Here is an 18,150-nt window from a genome sequence, read left to right as displayed (position 1 = left end):
TCGCGGCGCGGAGGAGTCAGCGCTTGTGCCAGACGCGCGTGGGAATGTCGTTGAGCGCTTCCGGGCCGGATGGGCCCACCAGGACGGCACCGCCTATGTTGACCCGTTTCATGCCTAGGCAGGCATTGGGTTCCAGTTCCAGGCCCATGCCTTCGGCCAGGACCAGTCCGGGGCGGCGCACGCCGGGCCGCAGCAGGCCCTCGATGGCTTCCTCCCGGGTTCCTGCCAGTTGCTCGCGGTTGACCGGCGTAAAGCCGGTCGAGCCGAAGGTCAGGGTATGCAGCAGCGGGGTCTTGCTCCAGCATTTGCTGGCCGCAATGGGCGCTTCCATGGCGGCCACCACTTCGCCGAAGGTCACGCCGGGCCGGATGGCGCGCAAGCCCGCTTCGTAAGAGGCCCGGGCGACGGCTTCGCAACGTTGCAGATCCGCGTCGACCGGGTCCAGGGCCACGCACATCTGGGCCTGGGCCTCTTGTCCGCCATAGGCGGTATGAATCTCGGCCTGGACCACGTCGCCCCGCTGCAGCGTGCGCGGCGGTTCTGCCCTGAGCGTCCAGCGGGGCGCCCCCCAGCCAATGTTGTCCGGTCCTGATTGCAGGCTCAGGAAGGGATAGCGTACATCGCATCCGGCCCGATAGATTTCACGCATCAGTTCCGCGTAGACCTCGGCTTCGCTGACGCCGGGCGCGGCGGTCTGTGCCATCGCGACACAGGCGCGTTCGGTCACCTGGGCCGCATAGCGCAGCAGCGCCTGCTCCTCCTCGCTCTTGACCAGCATGAAGGTCGTAAGATCGTCGGTGAAGTCGTGGAAGCTCGCCTGGGGAAGGGCGGACAGCAGGTTGGTATGGAAACCCAGCGGCATCAGTCCTTCCATTTCTCCGGGCGCCGTCGGCCCAAGGCCGACCAGCCCGATTCTGGCCCTGGCCAAACCGCGTTCCTGAAGGACGTCGGCGACGTATTTGCCGCCTCCGCCGATGCGGTAGTCCGACGCCCATAGCGGGATGCCGCGACGTTCGCTTTCGTAGGCGCGGGAGAGGCGGGATGCCGAGAAAGCCACGACCACGGCGTCGCCTTCGGCGGGCAGGATGACCACCGCATCCAGGAAGTCGTCGATGAGGTAGCTTTCGAGCCGCTCCCGGCCCTGGAAGCTGCCGACGACGATGGCGGCGAGATCGCGTTGTGCCATGATACGGCGCAGTCCCGCCCACCGGCGGTCCCGCTCGCGCAGGGACAGGGTCGGAGCGGACAAGGGTGACAGGGATGCCAGGGTCATGGGTTCCTCTTTCAGGGTTCGCCCGCGCCGTCCGTGCCTGCGCCATGCAGGGCGTCCAGCTGCAGTTCGACTTCGACATAAGGGCGGATATCGATGATCTCGGCGCGGGCGCCGGTATCCGTCGCCGACAGGCGCAGCTGTTCGTCGCGGTCGGCCTGGAGTCCCCACACCGCCGGCACGATGGCGGGGGTCCGGGTCCAGGATTTCAACGGGCGCCCATCGAGCAGCGCCGAGATTTCCCGCTCCCACAGACGGCGCGTGGCGATGACGCCGACGTCGGCCCGGCCCAGCTTTTCCGCCCGCCGGTCGGCAAGGCGACCCTGCCCCAGCTGCGCAATATCGTCCTGCAGGCGGACCATGTCCACGCGTTGCGGATCGACGTCCTGCAGCCGTTTCCGGCCGGTCAGGATGGCCTCGCACACGGTCTGGTGCGGGATGTCGATCGAGGAGCGGCGGCGTTGGCGGCGTTCCTTGAAACGAATCGCCGCGTCCCCCTTGAGGGGCACGCGATGAAGGCTGAACTGCATGTGCCGGGTGTCATCGATGGGCACCCACCAGAACAGCGACTCCTGCCAGTCGACGTCCTCTTCGTTCGGCAGGGCTGTCATGTGGAAGATATTGGGCATGCCGAACTGCTGCACGCGCACCTTGCCGTCGGCCCGGGTGAAGGTATAGGTCACCCCCCAGTCCGATTCCACCGCCCGCAGTGCGCGGCCCAGCCCGATGTCGCGGAAGGACGCGCGGTTGTCAGCGTGGACGAAACCTACGTGCGCCATGTCCAGCGCGTTCTCCAGGTTCTGGAAAAAATTGCAGTCGCGCACATAGGAATCGACTTCCACGATGCCTTCGAATTCCTCGAATTCGCGATAGCGCGGCAGCTCGGGGGGCGTGTCTTCGCCAAGGTAGGCGAACACCAGGCCCAGGTATTCGCGCACCGGCCAGCTCTGTATGCGTATCCTTTCCACGAAGGCGGACTCTTCCGCCGGCTGTTCGGTACAGCGGCCTTCCGGGTCGAACTTCCAGCCATGATAAAAGCACCGGATCTCGTCGCCTTCGATCCAGCCCGTGGACAGCAGCGTGCCCCGATGAGGGCAACGGGCTTGCACCAGATGCAGCGTGCCCGTTTCGCCGCGGTAGAGCGTGAAGCTTTCGCCGAGAATGCGCAGAGGGACGGCCGTGCCGGGAGCGATGTCCGCGCTGTGATAGACCGGGTTCCAGAACTTGCGCAGGTACCTCCCGGCGGGCGTCGACGGGCCGGTGAGGGCGCAGTCGATCCGGCGCGGGCGGCGGACATCGATGTCCGTGGCGGGGCGGGTAGTGGCGGACATGGGGAAGAGGTCCTCGAGCAAAGCGGGTGGGGTTATGGCTGTTTGAGGCCGGCCTGTTCGACAAAGGCGCCGAAGCGCCTTACGTCGCCGGCAATGGATGCGGCAAATTCGGCCGGGGTATTGGCCTTGGCCTCGAAACCGAGCGCCTCCAGACGTTGCCGGACGCTTGCCGCGGCCAAGGCTTCCGAGACGGCGCCATGGATTTGACCAATGACTTTTTCCGGCGTGCCGGCGGCTGCTACCAACCCTACCGACACGGTGTAGGAAGCGGGCACGCCCTGTTCCATCAAGGTCGGGATGTCGGGAAAGAGCGGAGAGCGGGAGGGGGTGGTGGCGGCCAGCGCCCTGAGCTTGCCGCTGCGGGTATTGGCCGCGGCCGACATGTCGCTGATGGCGATGGTGACTTGCCCGCCCATCACCGCGAGGGTGGCCGGCGACGCGCCGTTATACGGTACGTGCAGCAGCTTCGTGCCCGTGACCTGCGCCAGCGTTTCGCCCATGTAGTGCGCGCCCGAGCCCTTGCCGGTGGAGGCGAAGCTGACCCGGCCGGGGGCGGTTTTCGCCAACGAGACCAGGTCGCGCATGGTGCGCAGTTCGGAGTCGCTGTTGACCAGGATGAAGTAAGGACCCCAGCCGATTTGCGAGATGGGCGCGAAGCTCTTGACCGCGTCGTACGGCAGTCCCGTATAGGTGGCCGCCGACACCGCATGGGTGCCGGGTCCGATCAGCAGTAGCGTGTGCCCATCGGGCGGAGACGACGCCACATGGGCGGCCGCGATAGTCCCGCCCGCGCCCACGCGGTTTTCCACGATGACCGGTACGTTCCATTTGCCGCTCAGGTATTCGGCGACGATGCGTGCGGACAGGTCGGAAGAGCCGCCGGCCGGGAAGCCCACGATGATCCTGACCGGTTTGTCGGGAAAGGAGAAAGCCGGACCGGCATAGGCCTGGAAGCCCATGGCCAGGAACAGCGCCATGAGGCGGCGCATGAAGCGGGTGGAACGGAAGGCTGGCACTTTCATCATCGTCCTCGGCTGGGGTGGACTGCAATGGAAAGACTGGTACGCGCTACGGGTTGTAGTCTCATACAACGAGTTGTACATGTCAACCTTTTGCAGCCGGACATCCATTCCCGGCATGCTCGAGCGGCCGAGGCAGGGTGCGGGCATAATAGGCGGCGCGGCGGGAGCGCTTCATGCCCGGCCGCCCGGCAGGCCGGCCATGCCGGCTACATCGCAAGGAGATAGCAATGAACCCCGCGTGGGTGTGGTTCGGATTGATGGCATTGGCCCTGATCGGCGAAGTCATGAGCGGCACCTTCTACCTGCTGATGGTCGCGGTCGGGTTCGCGGTAGCGGGCCTTGCCGCCTGGCTGGGGGCCGGCATCGCCTGGCAGATCGTGCTGTGCGCGGCCGCCGTCGTGCTGTCCATGCTGCTGCTCAAGCGCCTCAACGTGCTCAAGAAGCGCGGCGGCGCGCCATCGCGCAATGCCAACGTCAACATGGACATCGGGCAGACCGTCAAGGTCGAGGCCTGGAGCGAGGACCGTACCGCGCGCGTCTGGTATCGCGGGGCGCACTGGCAGGCCGAGCTCGCGCCTGGCGTGGAACCGGTAGCCGGGCTCTACGTGATCAAGGAAATGCGGGGCAATAGTCTGGTGCTGGCCCCCCAAGACTGACGTGCTTGCCGGCGGTCGCGGGCCGCCGGCAATACCAAGAATCCACAAGGAAACACCATGAGCGCATCCACCATCGTCCTGCTGGTCATACTTTTCCTGGCCATCCTCGTCGTCGTCAAATCGATCGCGATCGTGCCGCAGCAACATGCCTGGGTGGTAGAGCGGCTGGGCAAGTTCGACCGGGTCTTGTCTCCCGGCGCGGGCTTCGTGATCCCGTTCATCGAACGCGTGGCCTACAAGCATTCGCTCAAGGAAATCCCGCTGGATGTGCCCAGCCAGGTCTGCATCACGCGGGACAATACCCAGTTGCAGGTCGATGGCATCCTGTATTTCCAGGTCACCGACGCCATGCGCGCCTCCTACGGGTCGTCCAACTACATCGTCGCCATCACCCAGCTGGCGCAGACTACGCTGCGCTCGGTCATCGGCAAGCTGGAACTCGACAAGACCTTCGAAGAGCGCGAGCAGATCAACAGCAGCATCGTCAATGCGCTGGACGAAGCTGCGCTGAACTGGGGCGTCAAGGTGCTGCGCTATGAAATCAAGGACCTGACCCCGCCCGCCGAGATCCTGCGCGCCATGCAGGCGCAGATCACTGCCGAGCGGGAAAAGCGCGCCTTGATCGCGGCTTCCGAAGGCCGTCGCCAGGAACAGATCAACATCGCGACCGGCGAGCGGGAGGCGGCCATTGCCCGCTCCGAAGGGGAAAAGCAGGCCCAGATCAACCAGGCGCAGGGCGAGGCCACGGCCGTCGTGACGGTGGCGGAAGCCACGGCCCAGGCGATTCGCCAGGTTGCCGAGGCGATCCGTCATCCCGGCGGAATGGAAGCCGTCAACCTGAAGGTGGCGGAACGCTATGTGGATGCCTTCGGCAACCTGGCCAAGACCAACAATACGCTGATCGTGCCGGCCAATGTCAGCGACATCAGCGGGCTGATCGCGTCGGCGTTGACGGTCGTCAAGGGAACGGAAGGGGCGCCCAAGGCGCCCAACTGAGGCCGGTGTCGCGGGACGGGACGCACGTTCCGCCCGATGCGGTCACGGTCGGCCCGCCGGCAGCCGCCGCGCGGGCATACGCGGTCAGGAGGCGTTGCGCCGCGTATCGTGCTTCATGATCTGCGCCTTTTCGCGCAGCCAGTCGCGCTCGCGCTCGGTGTCGCGCTTGTCGTATTGCTTCTTGCCGCGCGCCAGTCCGAAGTCCAGCTTGATGCGGGAATTCTTGTAGTGCAGGTTCAGCGGCACCAGCGCGAAACCGCGCTGTTCGACCTTGCCGATGAGCTTGCGGATTTCTTCGGCCTTGAGCAGCAGCTTGCGCGTGCGCGTGGCATCCGGGTGGATGTGGGTAGAGGCGGTTTCCAGCGGGCTGACGTGCATGCCCAGCAGGTACAGCTCGGCGTCGCGCACGATGACGTAGCTTTCCTTGAGCTGCACCCGCCCGGCACGAATCGCCTTCACCTCCCAGCCTTCGAGGACCAGGCCGGCCTCGAAGCGCTCGTCGATGAAGTAGTCGTGGAACGCCTTGCGGTTCTCGATAATGCTCATTACGTCGGTGCTCTCCGTCACGCCGCACGTTCCCGGCCGGGGGTGCCCCGGGGCCGGCCGTGCGGCTCCGCCACCGGCGGCGCTCGAGGCGGCGCGGGCGGGGCCAGGAGGAAATGACTTTCCCTCCCGGTAAAATGAATCATTCTAGCAATTTGCCCAACCGGCTCATCTACGCATGCATAAAGTGCAACGTTCGGTCCTGGTCCCCTACAGTGCCCCCCAGATGTTCGATCTGGTAGCCAAGGTCGAGGACTATCCCAAGTTCATGCCCTGGTGCGGCGGAACCGAGGTGCATGAGCGCGACGAAAACGGCATGCGCGCCTCGGTCGTGATCCAGTTCGCCGGCTTGCGGCACCGGTTCACCACACGCAATACGCACCATTACCCGGACCGCATCCAGCTCGATCTGGTAGAGGGGCCGTTTTCCATGCTGGAGGGCGTGTGGGAATTCCACGCCCTGGCCGACGATGCCTGCAAGGTGGTCTTCACCATGCAGTACCAGTTCTCCAGCCGCGCCCTCGAGGCGCTGGTCGGGCCGGTCTTCAACCGCATCGCCACCAGTTTTATCGACGCCTTCACCCAGCGCGCCGAAGTCTGTTATGGCTAGCGGGGAAGGGCAAGCGCCGGGTAGCGTGTCGGTCTGTGTCTGCTATGCGGCTGCGGGCGGGGTCTGGATGCGGGACCTGGTTCTGCCTCAGGGCGCCACCCTGGGCGAGGCCATCGCGGCCAGCGGCTTTTGCCGCGAATTTCCCCAGCTCGATCCGCAGCAATGCGGCACCGGCGTCTATGGCCGCCGGCGGGGCAGCGACTACGTGCTGCACGACCATGACCGTGTGGAAATCTACCGCCCGCTGGTGTTCGACCCCAAGGAGTCGCGCCGCCGTCGCGCCGAGCACAAAGCCGCGACGGCCCGGGCAGGCCGCCCGGCCGCGCGGGGCCGGTAGCAGGCGGGTGGGCGGCCGCGTAGCCGCCGGTTGGCGCGGGCCGCCCGGGCTGCTCTTCCATCGCGTTCCCGGGGGGCCTGCGCCTTGCCGCGGCGCCTGTGGGTTTTCCCGCATATAAACCCTCTTGACAGCAGGGGGCGGACAGCGAAACCCGCCGCTCTCAATTACAATACTGGGTTTATTGCGGCAAGGGGTTGCTCGATGCGTCTCGTACAAAAAGCGCTTACTTTCGATGACGTGTTGTTGGTGCCCGCATATTCTGCGGTGTTGCCCCGCGATACCAGTCTTCGAACCCGTCTGACCCGTGAAATCTCGCTGAACATTCCGCTGGTATCCGCCGCCATGGACACCGTTACGGAATCGCGCTTGGCCATCGCCATGGCCAAGGAAGGCGGGATCGGGATCATCCACAAGAACCTCACCGCGGACGAACAGGCGCGCGAAGTCGCCAAGGTCAAGCGCTACGAGGCCGGGGTCGTGCTCGATCCCATCACCATCGCTCCGCACATGAAGGTCCGCGAGGTCATCGAGCTGCAGCGCCAGCACGGTATTTCCGGCCTGCCGGTGGTCGAGGGGCGGCAGGTGGTGGGTATCGTCACCAACCGCGACCTGCGCTTCGAGGACCGCTTCGACGAGCCCATCCGCACCGTCATGACGCCGCGCGAACGCCTGATCACGGTACGCGAAGGCGCATCGCTCGAAGAAGCCCAGGCGCTGATGCACAAGCACCGCCTGGAGCGCGTGCTGGTGGTCAACGACAACTTCGAGCTGCGCGGCCTGATCACCGTCAAGGACATCATCAAGAACACCGAGAACCCCAACGCCAGCAAGGACGAGCACGGCAAGCTGCGCGTCGGCGCGGCCGTCGGGGTGGGCGAGGGCACGGACGAGCGGGTCGAGAAGCTCGTGGCCGCCGGGGTGGACGTCATCATCGTCGACACAGCGCACGGCCATACCGCCGGCGTGCTCGAGCGCGTGCGCTGGATCAAGAAGCACTATCCGCAAATGCAGGTCATCGGTGGCAACATCGCCACCGGCGCGGCCGCCCGCGCGCTGGTCGAGGCGGGTGCCGATGGGGTCAAGGTCGGCATCGGCCCCGGTTCCATCTGCACCACCCGCATCGTGGCCGGCGTGGGCGTGCCGCAGATCACCGCCATCTCCAACGTGGCCGAGGCCCTGGAAGGCACGGGCGTGCCGCTGATCGCCGACGGCGGCGTGCGCTATTCGGGCGACATCGCCAAGGCGCTGGCGGCCGGCGCCTATAGCGTCATGATGGGCGGCATGTTTGCCGGCACCGACGAAGCCCCGGGCGAAATCGTCCTCTACCAGGGCCGCTCGTACAAGTCGTACCGCGGCATGGGCAGCCTGGGCGCGATGGCCGACGGCTCGGCCGACCGCTACTTCCAGGACCCGGCCAACAACTCCGACAAGTTCGTGCCCGAAGGCATCGAAGGCCGCGTCCCCTACAAGGGCAGCGTGCTCGGCATCATCTACCAGCTGGTCGGCGGCGTGCGTGCCTCCATGGGCTATTGCGGCTGCGCCACGATCGACGAAATGCGCACCAAGAGCGAATTCGTGCAGATCACCGCCGCCGGCATCCGGGAATCCCACGTCCACGACGTACAGATCACCAAAGAAGCCCCCAACTACCGGATGGACTGATATGGTCCGGCCCATTCACACGCCGCGTTCGCGGCCCCCCGGGCGGCGCTTGTCGCCCGCCTTGGGGCGGCCCGGCGGCTCGCTCGGCTAGCATATGTCTCACGACCGCATACTTATTCTGGACTTCGGATCCCAAGTCACCCAACTGATTGCCCGCCGCGTGCGCGAAGCGCAGGTCTACTGCGAAATCCATCCGTACGACGTTTCCGACGACTTCATCCGCGAACAACAGGCCAAGGGCCTGAAAGGCATCATCCTGTCGGGCAGCCACGCCTCGGCTTATGACGAAGCCTCCATGCGCGCCCCACAGGCCGTGTTCGAATCCGGCCTTCCCGTGCTCGGCATCTGCTATGGCATGCAAACCATGGCCATGCAATTGGGCGGCAAGGTCAGCTTCAGCGACCACCGCGAATTCGGCTACGCCGAAGTCCGCGCCCACGGCCACACGCCGCTGCTCAACGGCATCGAGGACTTCGCGACTGCGGAAGGCCACGGCATGCTGAAAGTCTGGATGAGCCATGGTGACAAAGTCACCGAATTGCCTCCGGGCTTCAAGCTCATGGCATCCACCGCCTCGTGTCCCATCGCCGGCATGGCCGACGTCGACCGCGGCTACTACGGCGTCCAGTTCCACCCCGAAGTCACCCACACCGTGCAGGGCCACGCCTTGCTGTCCCGCTTCGTGCACGAGATCTGCGGCTGCGGCACCGACTGGAACATGCCCGACTACGTCAGCGAAGCGGTCGAGGCCATCCGCAAGCAAGTGGGCAACGACGAAGTCATCCTGGGCCTGTCCGGCGGCGTCGATTCCTCCGTGGCCGCCGCGCTGATCCACAAGGCCATCGGCGACCAGCTCACCTGCGTATTCGTCGACCACGGCTTGCTGCGCCTGAACGAAGGCCAGCAGGTCATGCAGACCTTCGCCGAAAACATGGGCCTGAAGATCGTGCACGTGGACGCCACGGACGACTTCATGGGCAAGCTCCAAGGCGTGAGCGACCCCGAAGCCAAGCGCAAGATCATCGGCAAGGAATTCGTCGAAGTCTTCCAGCGCGAAGCCGCCAAGCTCAAAGGCGCGAAATGGCTCGCGCAGGGCACCATCTACCCCGACGTGATCGAATCGGCCGGCGCCAAGACCGGCAAGGCCGTCACCATCAAGTCGCACCACAATGTAGGCGGCCTCCCCGACACCCTGCACCTGAAACTGCTCGAACCGCTGCGCGAACTGTTCAAGGACGAAGTGCGCAAGCTCGGCATCGCGCTCGGCCTGCCGCATGGCATGGTCTACCGCCACCCGTTCCCCGGGCCCGGCTTGGGCGTGCGCATCCTGGGCGAAGTGAAGAAGGAATATGCGGACCTGCTGCGTCGCGCGGATGCAATCTTCATCGAGGAACTGCGTGGCACGCGCGCGACCGAGCAGGACGCCGCCGCGGGCCTGTGCGCCGCGGACGAGGTCGGCAAGAGCTGGTACGACCTGACCAGCCAGGCATTCGCCGTGTTCCTGCCCGTGAAGTCCGTGGGCGTGATGGGGGATGGGCGGACGTATGACTACGTTGTCGCGCTACGCGCGGTGCAGACCACCGACTTCATGACGGCGCATTGGGCGCATTTGCCGTATGCGTTGTTGGGGAGGGCTTCGAACCGGATTATTAATGAGGTCCGGGGATTGAACCGGGTGGTTTATGACGTTTCGGGGAAGCCGCCGGCGACGATCGAGTGGGAGTGATCCGGCGTCCGGCACCGTCTGGCACAATCATCAGCGCATCAGCGCAGTGCATATCGACACCGATCACCTGCACGTGCACGTCGCTATCAACAAGGTCCACCCCACGGGGCTGCAAAACATCGAGCCGTTCTTTGACAAGCAACGGCTCATGGAGGCGTGCGAACGCCTCGAAAACATCCACGGCCTACAGTGCACCAACCACGGATTGACCGAGCGACAGGCGGACAAAACAATGGGTTCGGTAAATGACATAGAAGCCCATGCCGGGGTGGAAAGCTTCATAGGGAAAGTGACCCGCGAGGTCGCCCCCGCCATGCGCAAGGTTGTTAACTGGCAGGCGCTACACGCGGCATTGGCCGAGCATGGCCTACAGATCAAACCGCGCGGCGCGGGCCTTGTCATCGGCGATACTGGTCTAGGCTTGTGGTGCAAGGCCAGCGAATGCGGGCGCGACCTGTCCATGAAGGCGCTAACCGACCGGCTAGGACCATTCGAGCCCGACAGGAACAGCCCGACTCAGGCTCGCAAGCGATACGAGCCGCGACCGCGACAGCCACACCCGGCCAGCACCGCGCTTTTCGCCGAGTATCAGCGGCAGCGGCAGGCCGCTATCGTCGGCCGCAAGCAGGGCTTTACGGCGATCAAGACCGAGCGCGCACGCGAGGGCGAGCGTATCGCAACGGCAGGCGCGGCCCTTGTCGCGTTATCGCTGGCCGTCGAGCCGTTCGAGGGCCGGGCCCTCGACGTTCGCGGCACCGAGGAATTCCGGCGCGACGTGGCCCAGCTCGCAGCCATGCACAAAATCCGAGTTACGTTCGCCGATCCGGCGATGGAAATGACACGGCGCGCGGCCGAGGCGGTCCAGCAACCAAAACGATCTGCCGTTGGATCGATAATGCCAGCCTTACCCCGAGGAAGGGCGAACACGAAAGGAAAGGGAATCGAGCTTTGAAGCTCTTGGCGCTGCCAATGACGGCAGCCGACGTGTTCCGAAGGAAAAAGGACTGAAACATCTATGTTGATGCTTAAAATTGTTGGCGTTTTGGCAGCGCTATTTCTTATTTTGGTGATCCTGATCGCGTTCGATGAACACGTGCAGGAAAAATTCGGACACCGCTTTTTCACGAAGGCTACCTTTATCGCCATCGTGGCGTCATGCCTGATGATCGCAGGTGGCTATCACTGGCATCTGTCGGCGCTCAAGTCCCACGGCGACCCGTTGAACGGCTGGGTTGTTTTGGGAATTGGTGCGGTAATCTTGATCGGTATAGCGATCAACAACGTAGTGAAGACCAACCTTGCTTATGGCATCGGCGGCAGCTTTATTCAATTGCCGCTCTTTTTCGCCATTGGGTATTTCGGAATGCCGTTGCTGATCATATGGGCCGTACTTTCGATCATCGGCGCGATGCTGACGCCGACGGTGCGAGTGGTGAACTGATGTTGAGATTCATACCGAGCGCCCGCGCGATCTTGGCCGCTGTTGCTGCGCTGGCGGGAGGGTCGGCGGTGAGCGCGCCTATGAGTTCTCGGCGAGACATGCCGGCATCGTTTGCAAGCTGGGTTAGCATCCGCGCACGAGCGACCACGCCAAGCGCGGTGGCGATATAGGCTGGATCGTCGCCGCCTTCCTCCATGACGGCCTCCATATAGGCCGCAATGTCGTCCTCGGTCTTGAGATAGTCCGCGCTGTCGTAGCGGCTGAATTTCACCTCGCTACATAGCTCTGCCATGTCGAACCGCTCGCCTTTCCCGGCTTCCAGTTCGGCCATTGCGTTGAGCGTCATGTATTGACCCAGCAGAACCTGCTCAGGTTAAGCGGCTAATGCAAATGCCTCAGCCGGGGTCTTCATGCCAAGCGCCTGGTGCGGGCGTCGGCCGTTGTAAAAGCGTATCCAGTCGCCGATCACGCGGCTGGCGTGTTGGATCGTCTCGAAGCGATGCCGGTGCACGCATGTTCCTTAAGCGTGCGGATCACCCGTTCGATCATGCCGTTCTGCTGAGGGCAGTGCGGCGTGATGAACTCCTGGCGTAAGCTGTAGCTGCGCGCAAGGGCGGTGTAGCTGCGCGAGGTAAAAACCAAGCCGTTGTCCGAGCGCAGCAGAAACGGCATCGGCACGCGCCCCAGCGTTCCAAAGCGGGCGATCAGAGCGTGTTCCAGAGCAGCACCCGCCGCGGCTCGCCAGACGCTGTACTACCGGCCGCAAAACGGCAATTTTCAGCGCCTCTCTACCTACCAGTTCTCTGCCCCTGGCCCTTCTGGCGTGCAGGACCACCCAGGGTTCATTACCGCTGACGTAGGGGGTCTGGCCCGTGGAACCTATGACCTGCTGCTGGTGTCCACCGACAGCCAGGGCAGGGTAGTCAAGCACGATTTCTACACCATGAACCTGGGTACGACCGATGCCAGCACCTATTTGACTAGGTTGTCGGCCTCTGCGGCCCAGAGCTATTCCGGTACCGGCTGGCGGGTCGACCAGACCGGACTGTATGTGCGCTTGGCGAACTCCATCGATGTCTTCGATTTGCGCAGTTCGAGCGACGCGGCACGCGCTTTCCGTATCCGGGTGTCCTACACCAATACCAGCGGAAGCGCGGCATCCGTCAATCACTACGCGTGGGCGGAGAATGGAAGTTTCAGCTGGAGCCTGTTGGGCGCCAACTTGTCGGCACCGATACATATCGAGATGTTCGACAGTGCGGAGAATTCGCTTGGGGAGGTAACCGGCGGTGTCGCGGGCCAGGCGCTGTCGTTTCAATACGCACATACCAAGAGTTCAGCGGTTGTGCTCAGAGGCTGGCCGACCTCCACCGAGACGGTCACGGCCAGCTATACCTCCCCGACAGGCGCCACCGGCACCATCGCATTGAAGCGCACCGGAGACGGCGCGTTCTATTTCGATTATCTGGAAGCAGGGCTGGCGCCCGGCATCTATCAGATCAAGCTCGAGGCCGCGGACAACCTGGGCAGGCAGGTATTCCGCAGCCAGGCCAGCCTCAACCTTGGCGCCTCGACGTTCCAGGTCACCTTCACCGGCGAAGCGATTCCGCCATCGCTGGTATTCGACCTGCAGAACGATCAGTACGACCCTGCCACCATGGGCCAGATCACGCATATCGAGATGCGCTACCGGCTCAAAGACAGCCAGGATGTCTTCTTTGCCGAAACGATCACGACCGACATCCAGTACCCGACCTTCAAATGGCCGCCGACCCAGGCCGCGCTGGACCAGGAATACGAGTACTACTACGACGTTTATGTGTCCGGCGGCACAACCAGCAGCGAACCCTATGTCCTGGCCAGGAACAGCGGCTACTTCAAGCTGCACGACCCGGGCAATACATCGAACAGCCAGGCCCAGTGGATGTGGAGCGGCTACTCCACCGAGGGGGCAACGGTGCACCGCCGCCAGTCCTATAACGCCTTCGGCGAAGTCATCTCCGAAACGGACGGCCGGGGCAACGTTACCGACTTGAAGTACAACGCCTTGGGCATGCTGACCAGCAAGAAGCTGCCTACGGTTAGCTATACGCTGGCCAACGGCGCGAAGGTGGTCGGGCGGCCCGAGACGACTTTCTACTACGACCTGCTGGGGCAGTTGACCGGTGTCAAGGACGCCAACGGCAAAGTCAACAAGCAGGCCTGGCGTGTCAGGCCGGACGGCAAGAGCTTCGTTGTGCAGGAATGGCATGCGGACGGCGGCACCAAGAAGTTCGGCTTCGATGTGCTGGGCAACATGCGCTATACCGTTGACGAAGAGAACCGGCGCACCGACTACACCTACGATGCCATGGGGCGGCTGCTCCAGGTCCAGCGCCCGGTAGACCCCAATAACGGCAATGTCCGCTCCACCGAAAGCTACGAGTACGACCAGGCGGGCAACCGCATTGCCAGCACGGACGCGCTGGGCCACCGCAGCAAGACCTATTACGACATCCTGGGCCGGGTGACCAAGTTCGTCTCGGCCCAGGGCCGGACCACCACCTACGCCTACAGCTTCAACGCCGCAACCCTGGGGCTGGACGGCGTGCGGGGCGGCGGCTGGGTGCGTACCACCACCAATGCCGAAGGCCTGGCCAGCACCGATACGATGGATGCCTTCGACCGGGTGGTCACGCACACCGACTTCGGCGGCCACGTGTTCACCTACACCTACAACAAGGCGGGCCTGATCGCCAGCCAGACCGGCACGAGCGGGCAATCGATCAGCTACCAGTACTTTGCCAACGGCCTGCTGCACTCCATTACCGACGCCGGGACCAACACGCAGTCCAGCTTCCAGTACGACGATGACGGCAACCGTACCCGGGAAATCTATGCCGTGCAGAACGGCACGCCGCTGCAAAGCTCGGTGGTGCAATACGATGCGCTGAACCGCGTCACCGCCATCGAAGGCGGGGATTACACCATCTCGTACGAGTACGATCAGGTCGGCAACCGGCGCCGCGTATACAGCCGCTACACCGACGGCCTGGGTAACACCCAGGCCGAGCAGGACTACTGGTACCGCTACGACGAGATGAACCGGTTCGTGGTCGCTATGGGCCAGCTGGCGGGCAGCCGGGGCGGCTCGGCGACCACCATCGTGGCCGGCACCACTGGGGACGGCGTAGCGCTGACCTACTTCAAGGATGGCCAGCGCAAATCCGCCACGTATGCCAGCACGGGCCAGACGCCCGGGTATACCGAGACCTATGCCTACGATGCGAACGGCGGCCTGACCACGGTCACGATGGATGGTGTGGTGCGGGCCGAGCGGGTCAACGACGCGGCCGGGCGGGTGACGCACTACATCGAACGCAACGCCGACAATACGGTGCGCACCGACGTAACCCGCACCTGGGACGCGGACAACCTGCAAACCACCGAAACCGACAGCACCACCGGCCGCCTGACCACGTACAGCTACCTGGGCGACGGGACGCTGTCCCGCCTGGTGTCCGAAGGCGGGAACTCGGCCAAGACCACCACCACCTACAGCTACGAATGGTGGGACAACGCCAAGCAGACGGAAATCAAGCTCCAGGCCGAAGGCAGCACGCCGGGCTGGGCGGCGGGGTTCTCGCGGTTTACGTATGACGTGAACGGCCACGCCAAGACGGCCACGGACGTGGAGGGCAAACGCCAGTTCCGCTACGTGGTGGACGGGGACGGGCAAGTGCTGCGGCGCAACGAGTACCTGGGCGCGTCCACCAACAGCGCCGGCGAGCTGGTGGGCGCGGTGGCGAACCGCTCGCACTCGTACTACTACCTAAGCGGCCACCGCGTGGGCAACGTGGGCAACGACGGGGTCGAGCCGGTCAACTACGCGCAAGAGCTGGCGCGAACCACGCCGGAGCAGACCAAGGCCGAGGACTACTACAAGCGGTTCAAGCCGACGGCGACGGCGGACTTCGACGAGAACTACCTGCCGGTGAACCGCGGCTATCCGGGCGCGGCGCCCGGCAGCTACACGGTGCGCGGCGGGGACAGCCTGCGCAGCATCGCCACGCAGCTGTGGGGCGACGGCTCGATGTGGTACGTGCTGGCCGATGCGAACGGGCTAAGCGGCAACGAGACCCTGGTGGCGGGCACGGTGCTGCGCGTGCCCAACAAGGTCACCAATATCCACAACACGTCCGAGACGTACAAGCCGTACGACCCGGGCCTGGCGCTGGGGGACACCAGCCCCACGCTGCCGGCCGCGCCGCCGCCGCCGGGGCGGGGCGGATGCGGGGGCTTCGGGCAGGTGCTGGCCATTGTGGTGGCGGTGGTGGCAACGATTTATACGGCGGGGTTGGCCAGTTCGGTGCTGGCCTCGGGGATGACGGTTAGTGCCAGCGCGGCGAGTGCGGCCGGTGCAGTGGGTGTGGCCGGCGCGACAGCGGCCACCGCCGTGGCGAGCGTGGCCGGGACGATGGCCGCGGGCGCGACGGCTTTGGCGGGCGGAAGCATTGCATCGGCGGTGGTTGGCGGTGCGGTGGGGTCGGTGCTGGGCCAGGCCGTGGGGATGGCGACCGGTGTGCAGGACAAGTTCAGCTGGACCGGGGTTGCCCTGGGCGCGATCGGAGCGGGCGCGACCGCCGGCCTCGGCCAGGGCCTGATGTCCCCGCTGACCAACGCGCTGGGCAGCCAGACGGCAGCCCATGCGGCACTGGGCGGCATCCGCTCGGTCGCCACGCAAGGGGTGGGTGTGGTCACGGGCTTGCAGTCGAGCTTTGACTGGAAGGGCGTTGCGGCCTCGGCCGTTGCCGGCGGCCTGGCCTACCAGGCCTCGAACGCGATCGGGGAGCTGCAGTACGGCGAGCAAGGCTGGGCATCCCTGTCCAGCGGGGTCAACGGGCACTTGCAAAGCGCCTTCTTCGCCAGGGACGCGGCGCAGACCGCCCTGCGCGCGGCGGGCAGCGGCCTGGCGGCGGGGGTCAGCAGCGCGCTGGTCCGAGGCGGCAGCCTGAGCGATTCGTGGGACAGCATCGTGCAGGACGTGGTGGGTTCCACGGTCGGCAACGCGGTCGCCGACCGACTGGTATCGGCAAGCGCCGCCGATGCGTTAAAGCACGTCAGCGTCCGGGATCTGGAGGTCATGGACGCGCTGGGCGCGCGGTTCAGCCAGGAGATCTGGGAGGAACCGGGCACGCTCAATACGCTGGCGCGCGCGGCCTGGGCGGTGGGGCCGCAGGGGAAGATGTACTCGGCCGATACCCGCCGAGGCATCGCTGCTGATTTTCTTGCTTTGGATAAGAAGGTCTCTGCCGCGGATGTCGAGGGGGCGATGAAGATCCTCGCTCCCTTGTTTGGTGAGCCGGTCCAGGCCGGCACGGCAGGGTTGAACCCGTCGGTGCCCAGCACCCTGGCGGGCATCACGGCTGATCCGTTCGTGGTGTCATTGCCGCCCCTTCCGACGGTGGTGGTCTCGGCAAGCGCCAGCAGTCCTTTCCTGGGCCACTACACCGTAGACGACATGGCGGTCGGGGCGGGACGGGTGGTCCAGCGGATAGGCGAAGAGATAGACCGCAACCCCTTGGCCAAGCTTGCGTTGAAGGCGCTGGATGTGGCGGCTGGGCCGGTGGCGTTTGCGCTGCGGGAAGCCGTGATGATGACGCCGCTGGGCGATGCGATCACGCGGGGGCAAGCGGCGGTGGCGGGCTATATGGCGCAGGGGTTTGGTGAGGCGGGGTATGATTTTGATGAATCGAACCTGGGCGCGATGGGGTCGATGTCCGTGGGGGCGTTGGCGCTTGGGGGGGTGACGGGTGCGGTAAAAAGTTTGCGGGCGTTGGGGCTTGGCAATACTGGCACATCAGCAGCTGTGGACGCTGCAGTCGGGGGGCGCACCCTCTCGCAACGTCCTGACGCGTACCAAGGCGTTAGAGATGCGTCTGCATACCTGAAGTCGATGAATGTCGACAGAGCGACACGCGTCGAAGTACTTCAGTCGTTTGATGTTTCGACCATGTCTGTCAAGACGGCTGGCGACAACTTATTTGGATTGCGGTTCCACGACTTTGGCGAGAATGCGAAGCCTTTGGGCTCATATCTCTTTGAGACCTTCACGCCCCAAACAAACCGCTCCGGATTAGCTTTGCCCCATGAGTGGAATGGAATGACTGGAATTCAGCAGTGGCAAGTGAAGCCAGGTACGACATACCTTAGAGGCATTGCTGCGCCGCAGTTTGATTTCGGCCTACAATATACCGGCGGGGCTCAGCAAATGTATATCTTGCAGCCGTGGAAGTATGGAAGCTTGCGATGACCGGTTCTATTCAAGAAAGAATTGATGCGGCCATCACTCGCGTCGATAGTGCGTTGGGAGCGCATCAAATGAGAGCTAACGCGCCACTGTCGCCGAAATTGCTGACGAAGTTGAAGGCAGAGTTAATTGCTATGCGCGGCGCTGTCGAACGTCGCGACCACGTGCCTGCGTATCCACGTGCTTTGATTGACTGGCCAGGTGATGAACAGTTTGTTCAAGAAATGGTCAGCCTTGCTTACGACTACAAGAGAGGCATTAACTAGC

17 protein-coding genes are annotated in these 18,150 nt (G+C 64.4%); 10 read left to right on the top strand and 7 right to left on the bottom strand.

Annotated features, from left to right (window positions below):
• Positions 1 to 16 precede the first annotated feature (16 nt).
• From QHC78_RS08035 to QHC78_RS08025, 3 genes are read right to left on the bottom strand one after another with little or no spacing between them, the layout of a single operon-like run.
• Positions 17 to 1,273 carry a M24 family metallopeptidase gene (locus QHC78_RS08035; protein ID WP_319743353.1) on the bottom strand — a complete coding sequence of 419 codons (1,257 nt, stop codon included), beginning with the start codon at positions 1,271 to 1,273 and terminating at the stop codon, positions 17 to 19.
• 11 nt (positions 1,274 to 1,284) lie between these two features.
• Entirely contained in the window at positions 1,285 to 2,601 is a 1,317-nt protein-coding gene (locus QHC78_RS08030; protein ID WP_319743352.1) for a Rieske 2Fe-2S domain-containing protein, read from the bottom strand.
• A 32-nt stretch (positions 2,602 to 2,633) separates the two neighbouring features.
• A complete protein-coding gene (locus tag QHC78_RS08025; RefSeq protein WP_319743351.1) occupies positions 2,634 to 3,626 on the bottom strand; it encodes a Bug family tripartite tricarboxylate transporter substrate binding protein in 993 nt (330 codons plus the stop codon).
• Between the two features lie 224 nt (positions 3,627 to 3,850).
• Here QHC78_RS08025 and QHC78_RS08020 point away from each other — a divergent pair, with 224 nt between their 5' ends.
• The gene (locus tag QHC78_RS08020) at positions 3,851 to 4,279 is read left to right on the top strand and encodes an NfeD family protein (RefSeq protein ID WP_319743350.1); all 429 of its coding nucleotides are present in this window, start codon (positions 3,851 to 3,853) and stop codon (positions 4,277 to 4,279) included.
• Between the two features lie 57 nt (positions 4,280 to 4,336).
• Positions 4,337 to 5,275 carry an SPFH domain-containing protein gene (locus tag QHC78_RS08015; protein WP_319743349.1) on the top strand — a complete coding sequence of 313 codons (939 nt, stop codon included), beginning with the start codon at positions 4,337 to 4,339 and terminating at the stop codon, positions 5,273 to 5,275.
• Positions 5,276 to 5,359: 84 nt separating this feature from the next.
• On the opposite strand, the gene smpB is transcribed toward QHC78_RS08015, so the two are convergent.
• Positions 5,360 to 5,821, bottom strand: a complete 462-nt coding sequence (smpB, locus tag QHC78_RS08010; RefSeq protein ID WP_319743348.1) for an SsrA-binding protein SmpB — start codon at positions 5,819 to 5,821, stop codon at positions 5,360 to 5,362.
• Between the two features lie 175 nt (positions 5,822 to 5,996).
• On the opposite strand from smpB, the gene QHC78_RS08005 reads away from it, so the two are divergent.
• The 6 genes from QHC78_RS08005 (at position 5,997) to QHC78_RS07980 (ending at position 11,594) form a co-directional block, all read left to right on the top strand.
• Entirely contained in the window at positions 5,997 to 6,428 is a 432-nt protein-coding gene (locus QHC78_RS08005) for a type II toxin-antitoxin system RatA family toxin (RefSeq protein ID WP_319743347.1), read from the top strand.
• Entirely contained in the window at positions 6,421 to 6,765 is a 345-nt protein-coding gene (locus QHC78_RS08000) for an RnfH family protein (RefSeq protein ID WP_319743346.1), read from the top strand. The genes QHC78_RS08005 and QHC78_RS08000 overlap by 8 nt, the downstream gene beginning before the upstream one ends.
• A gap of 201 nt (positions 6,766 to 6,966) precedes the next feature.
• A complete protein-coding gene (gene guaB / locus QHC78_RS07995) occupies positions 6,967 to 8,427 on the top strand; it encodes an IMP dehydrogenase (RefSeq protein WP_319743345.1) in 1,461 nt (486 codons plus the stop codon).
• 94 nt (positions 8,428 to 8,521) lie between these two features.
• On the top strand, positions 8,522 to 10,153 hold the full coding sequence (guaA, locus tag QHC78_RS07990; protein WP_319743344.1) for a glutamine-hydrolyzing GMP synthase: 1,632 nt from the start codon (positions 8,522 to 8,524) through the stop codon (positions 10,151 to 10,153).
• Positions 10,110 to 11,105, top strand: a complete 996-nt coding sequence (traI, locus tag QHC78_RS07985; protein WP_319743343.1) for a TraI/MobA(P) family conjugative relaxase — start codon at positions 10,110 to 10,112, stop codon at positions 11,103 to 11,105. The genes guaA and traI overlap by 44 nt, the downstream gene beginning before the upstream one ends.
• Before the next feature lie 63 nt (positions 11,106 to 11,168).
• Entirely contained in the window at positions 11,169 to 11,594 is a 426-nt protein-coding gene (locus QHC78_RS07980) for a hypothetical protein (RefSeq protein ID WP_319743342.1), read from the top strand.
• Here QHC78_RS07980 and QHC78_RS07975 read toward each other — a convergent pair.
• From QHC78_RS07975 to QHC78_RS07965, 3 genes are all read right to left on the bottom strand, one after another.
• Positions 11,551 to 11,886, bottom strand: coding sequence for an addiction module antidote protein (locus QHC78_RS07975; RefSeq protein WP_319743483.1), 336 nt, complete (start codon positions 11,884 to 11,886; stop codon positions 11,551 to 11,553). The two genes, QHC78_RS07980 and QHC78_RS07975, sit on opposite strands and share 44 nt — an antisense overlap.
• Positions 11,887 to 11,967: 81 nt before the next feature.
• Complete coding sequence (locus QHC78_RS07970; protein ID WP_319743341.1) at positions 11,968 to 12,063, bottom strand: integrase core domain-containing protein; 96 nt, start codon at positions 12,061 to 12,063, stop codon at positions 11,968 to 11,970.
• Complete coding sequence (locus tag QHC78_RS07965) at positions 12,060 to 12,272, bottom strand: hypothetical protein (RefSeq protein WP_319743340.1); 213 nt, start codon at positions 12,270 to 12,272, stop codon at positions 12,060 to 12,062. The genes QHC78_RS07970 and QHC78_RS07965 overlap by 4 nt, the downstream gene beginning before the upstream one ends.
• Positions 12,273 to 12,417: 145 nt before the next feature.
• On the opposite strand from QHC78_RS07965, the gene QHC78_RS07960 reads away from it, so the two are divergent.
• Entirely contained in the window at positions 12,418 to 17,886 is a 5,469-nt protein-coding gene (locus tag QHC78_RS07960; protein ID WP_319743339.1) for a LysM peptidoglycan-binding domain-containing protein, read from the top strand.
• Positions 17,883 to 18,149, top strand: coding sequence for a hypothetical protein (locus QHC78_RS07955; protein ID WP_319743338.1), 267 nt, complete (start codon positions 17,883 to 17,885; stop codon positions 18,147 to 18,149). Before QHC78_RS07960 ends, QHC78_RS07955 begins: the two co-directional genes overlap by 4 nt.
• Position 18,150: the final 1 nt, after the last annotated feature.

The sequence above is a fragment of the Pigmentiphaga sp. genome (assembly GCF_033795525.1).
GTDB lineage: Bacteria > Pseudomonadota > Gammaproteobacteria > Burkholderiales > Burkholderiaceae_B > Pigmentiphaga.
This window is presented reverse-complemented; position numbering and strand designations above follow the sequence as displayed.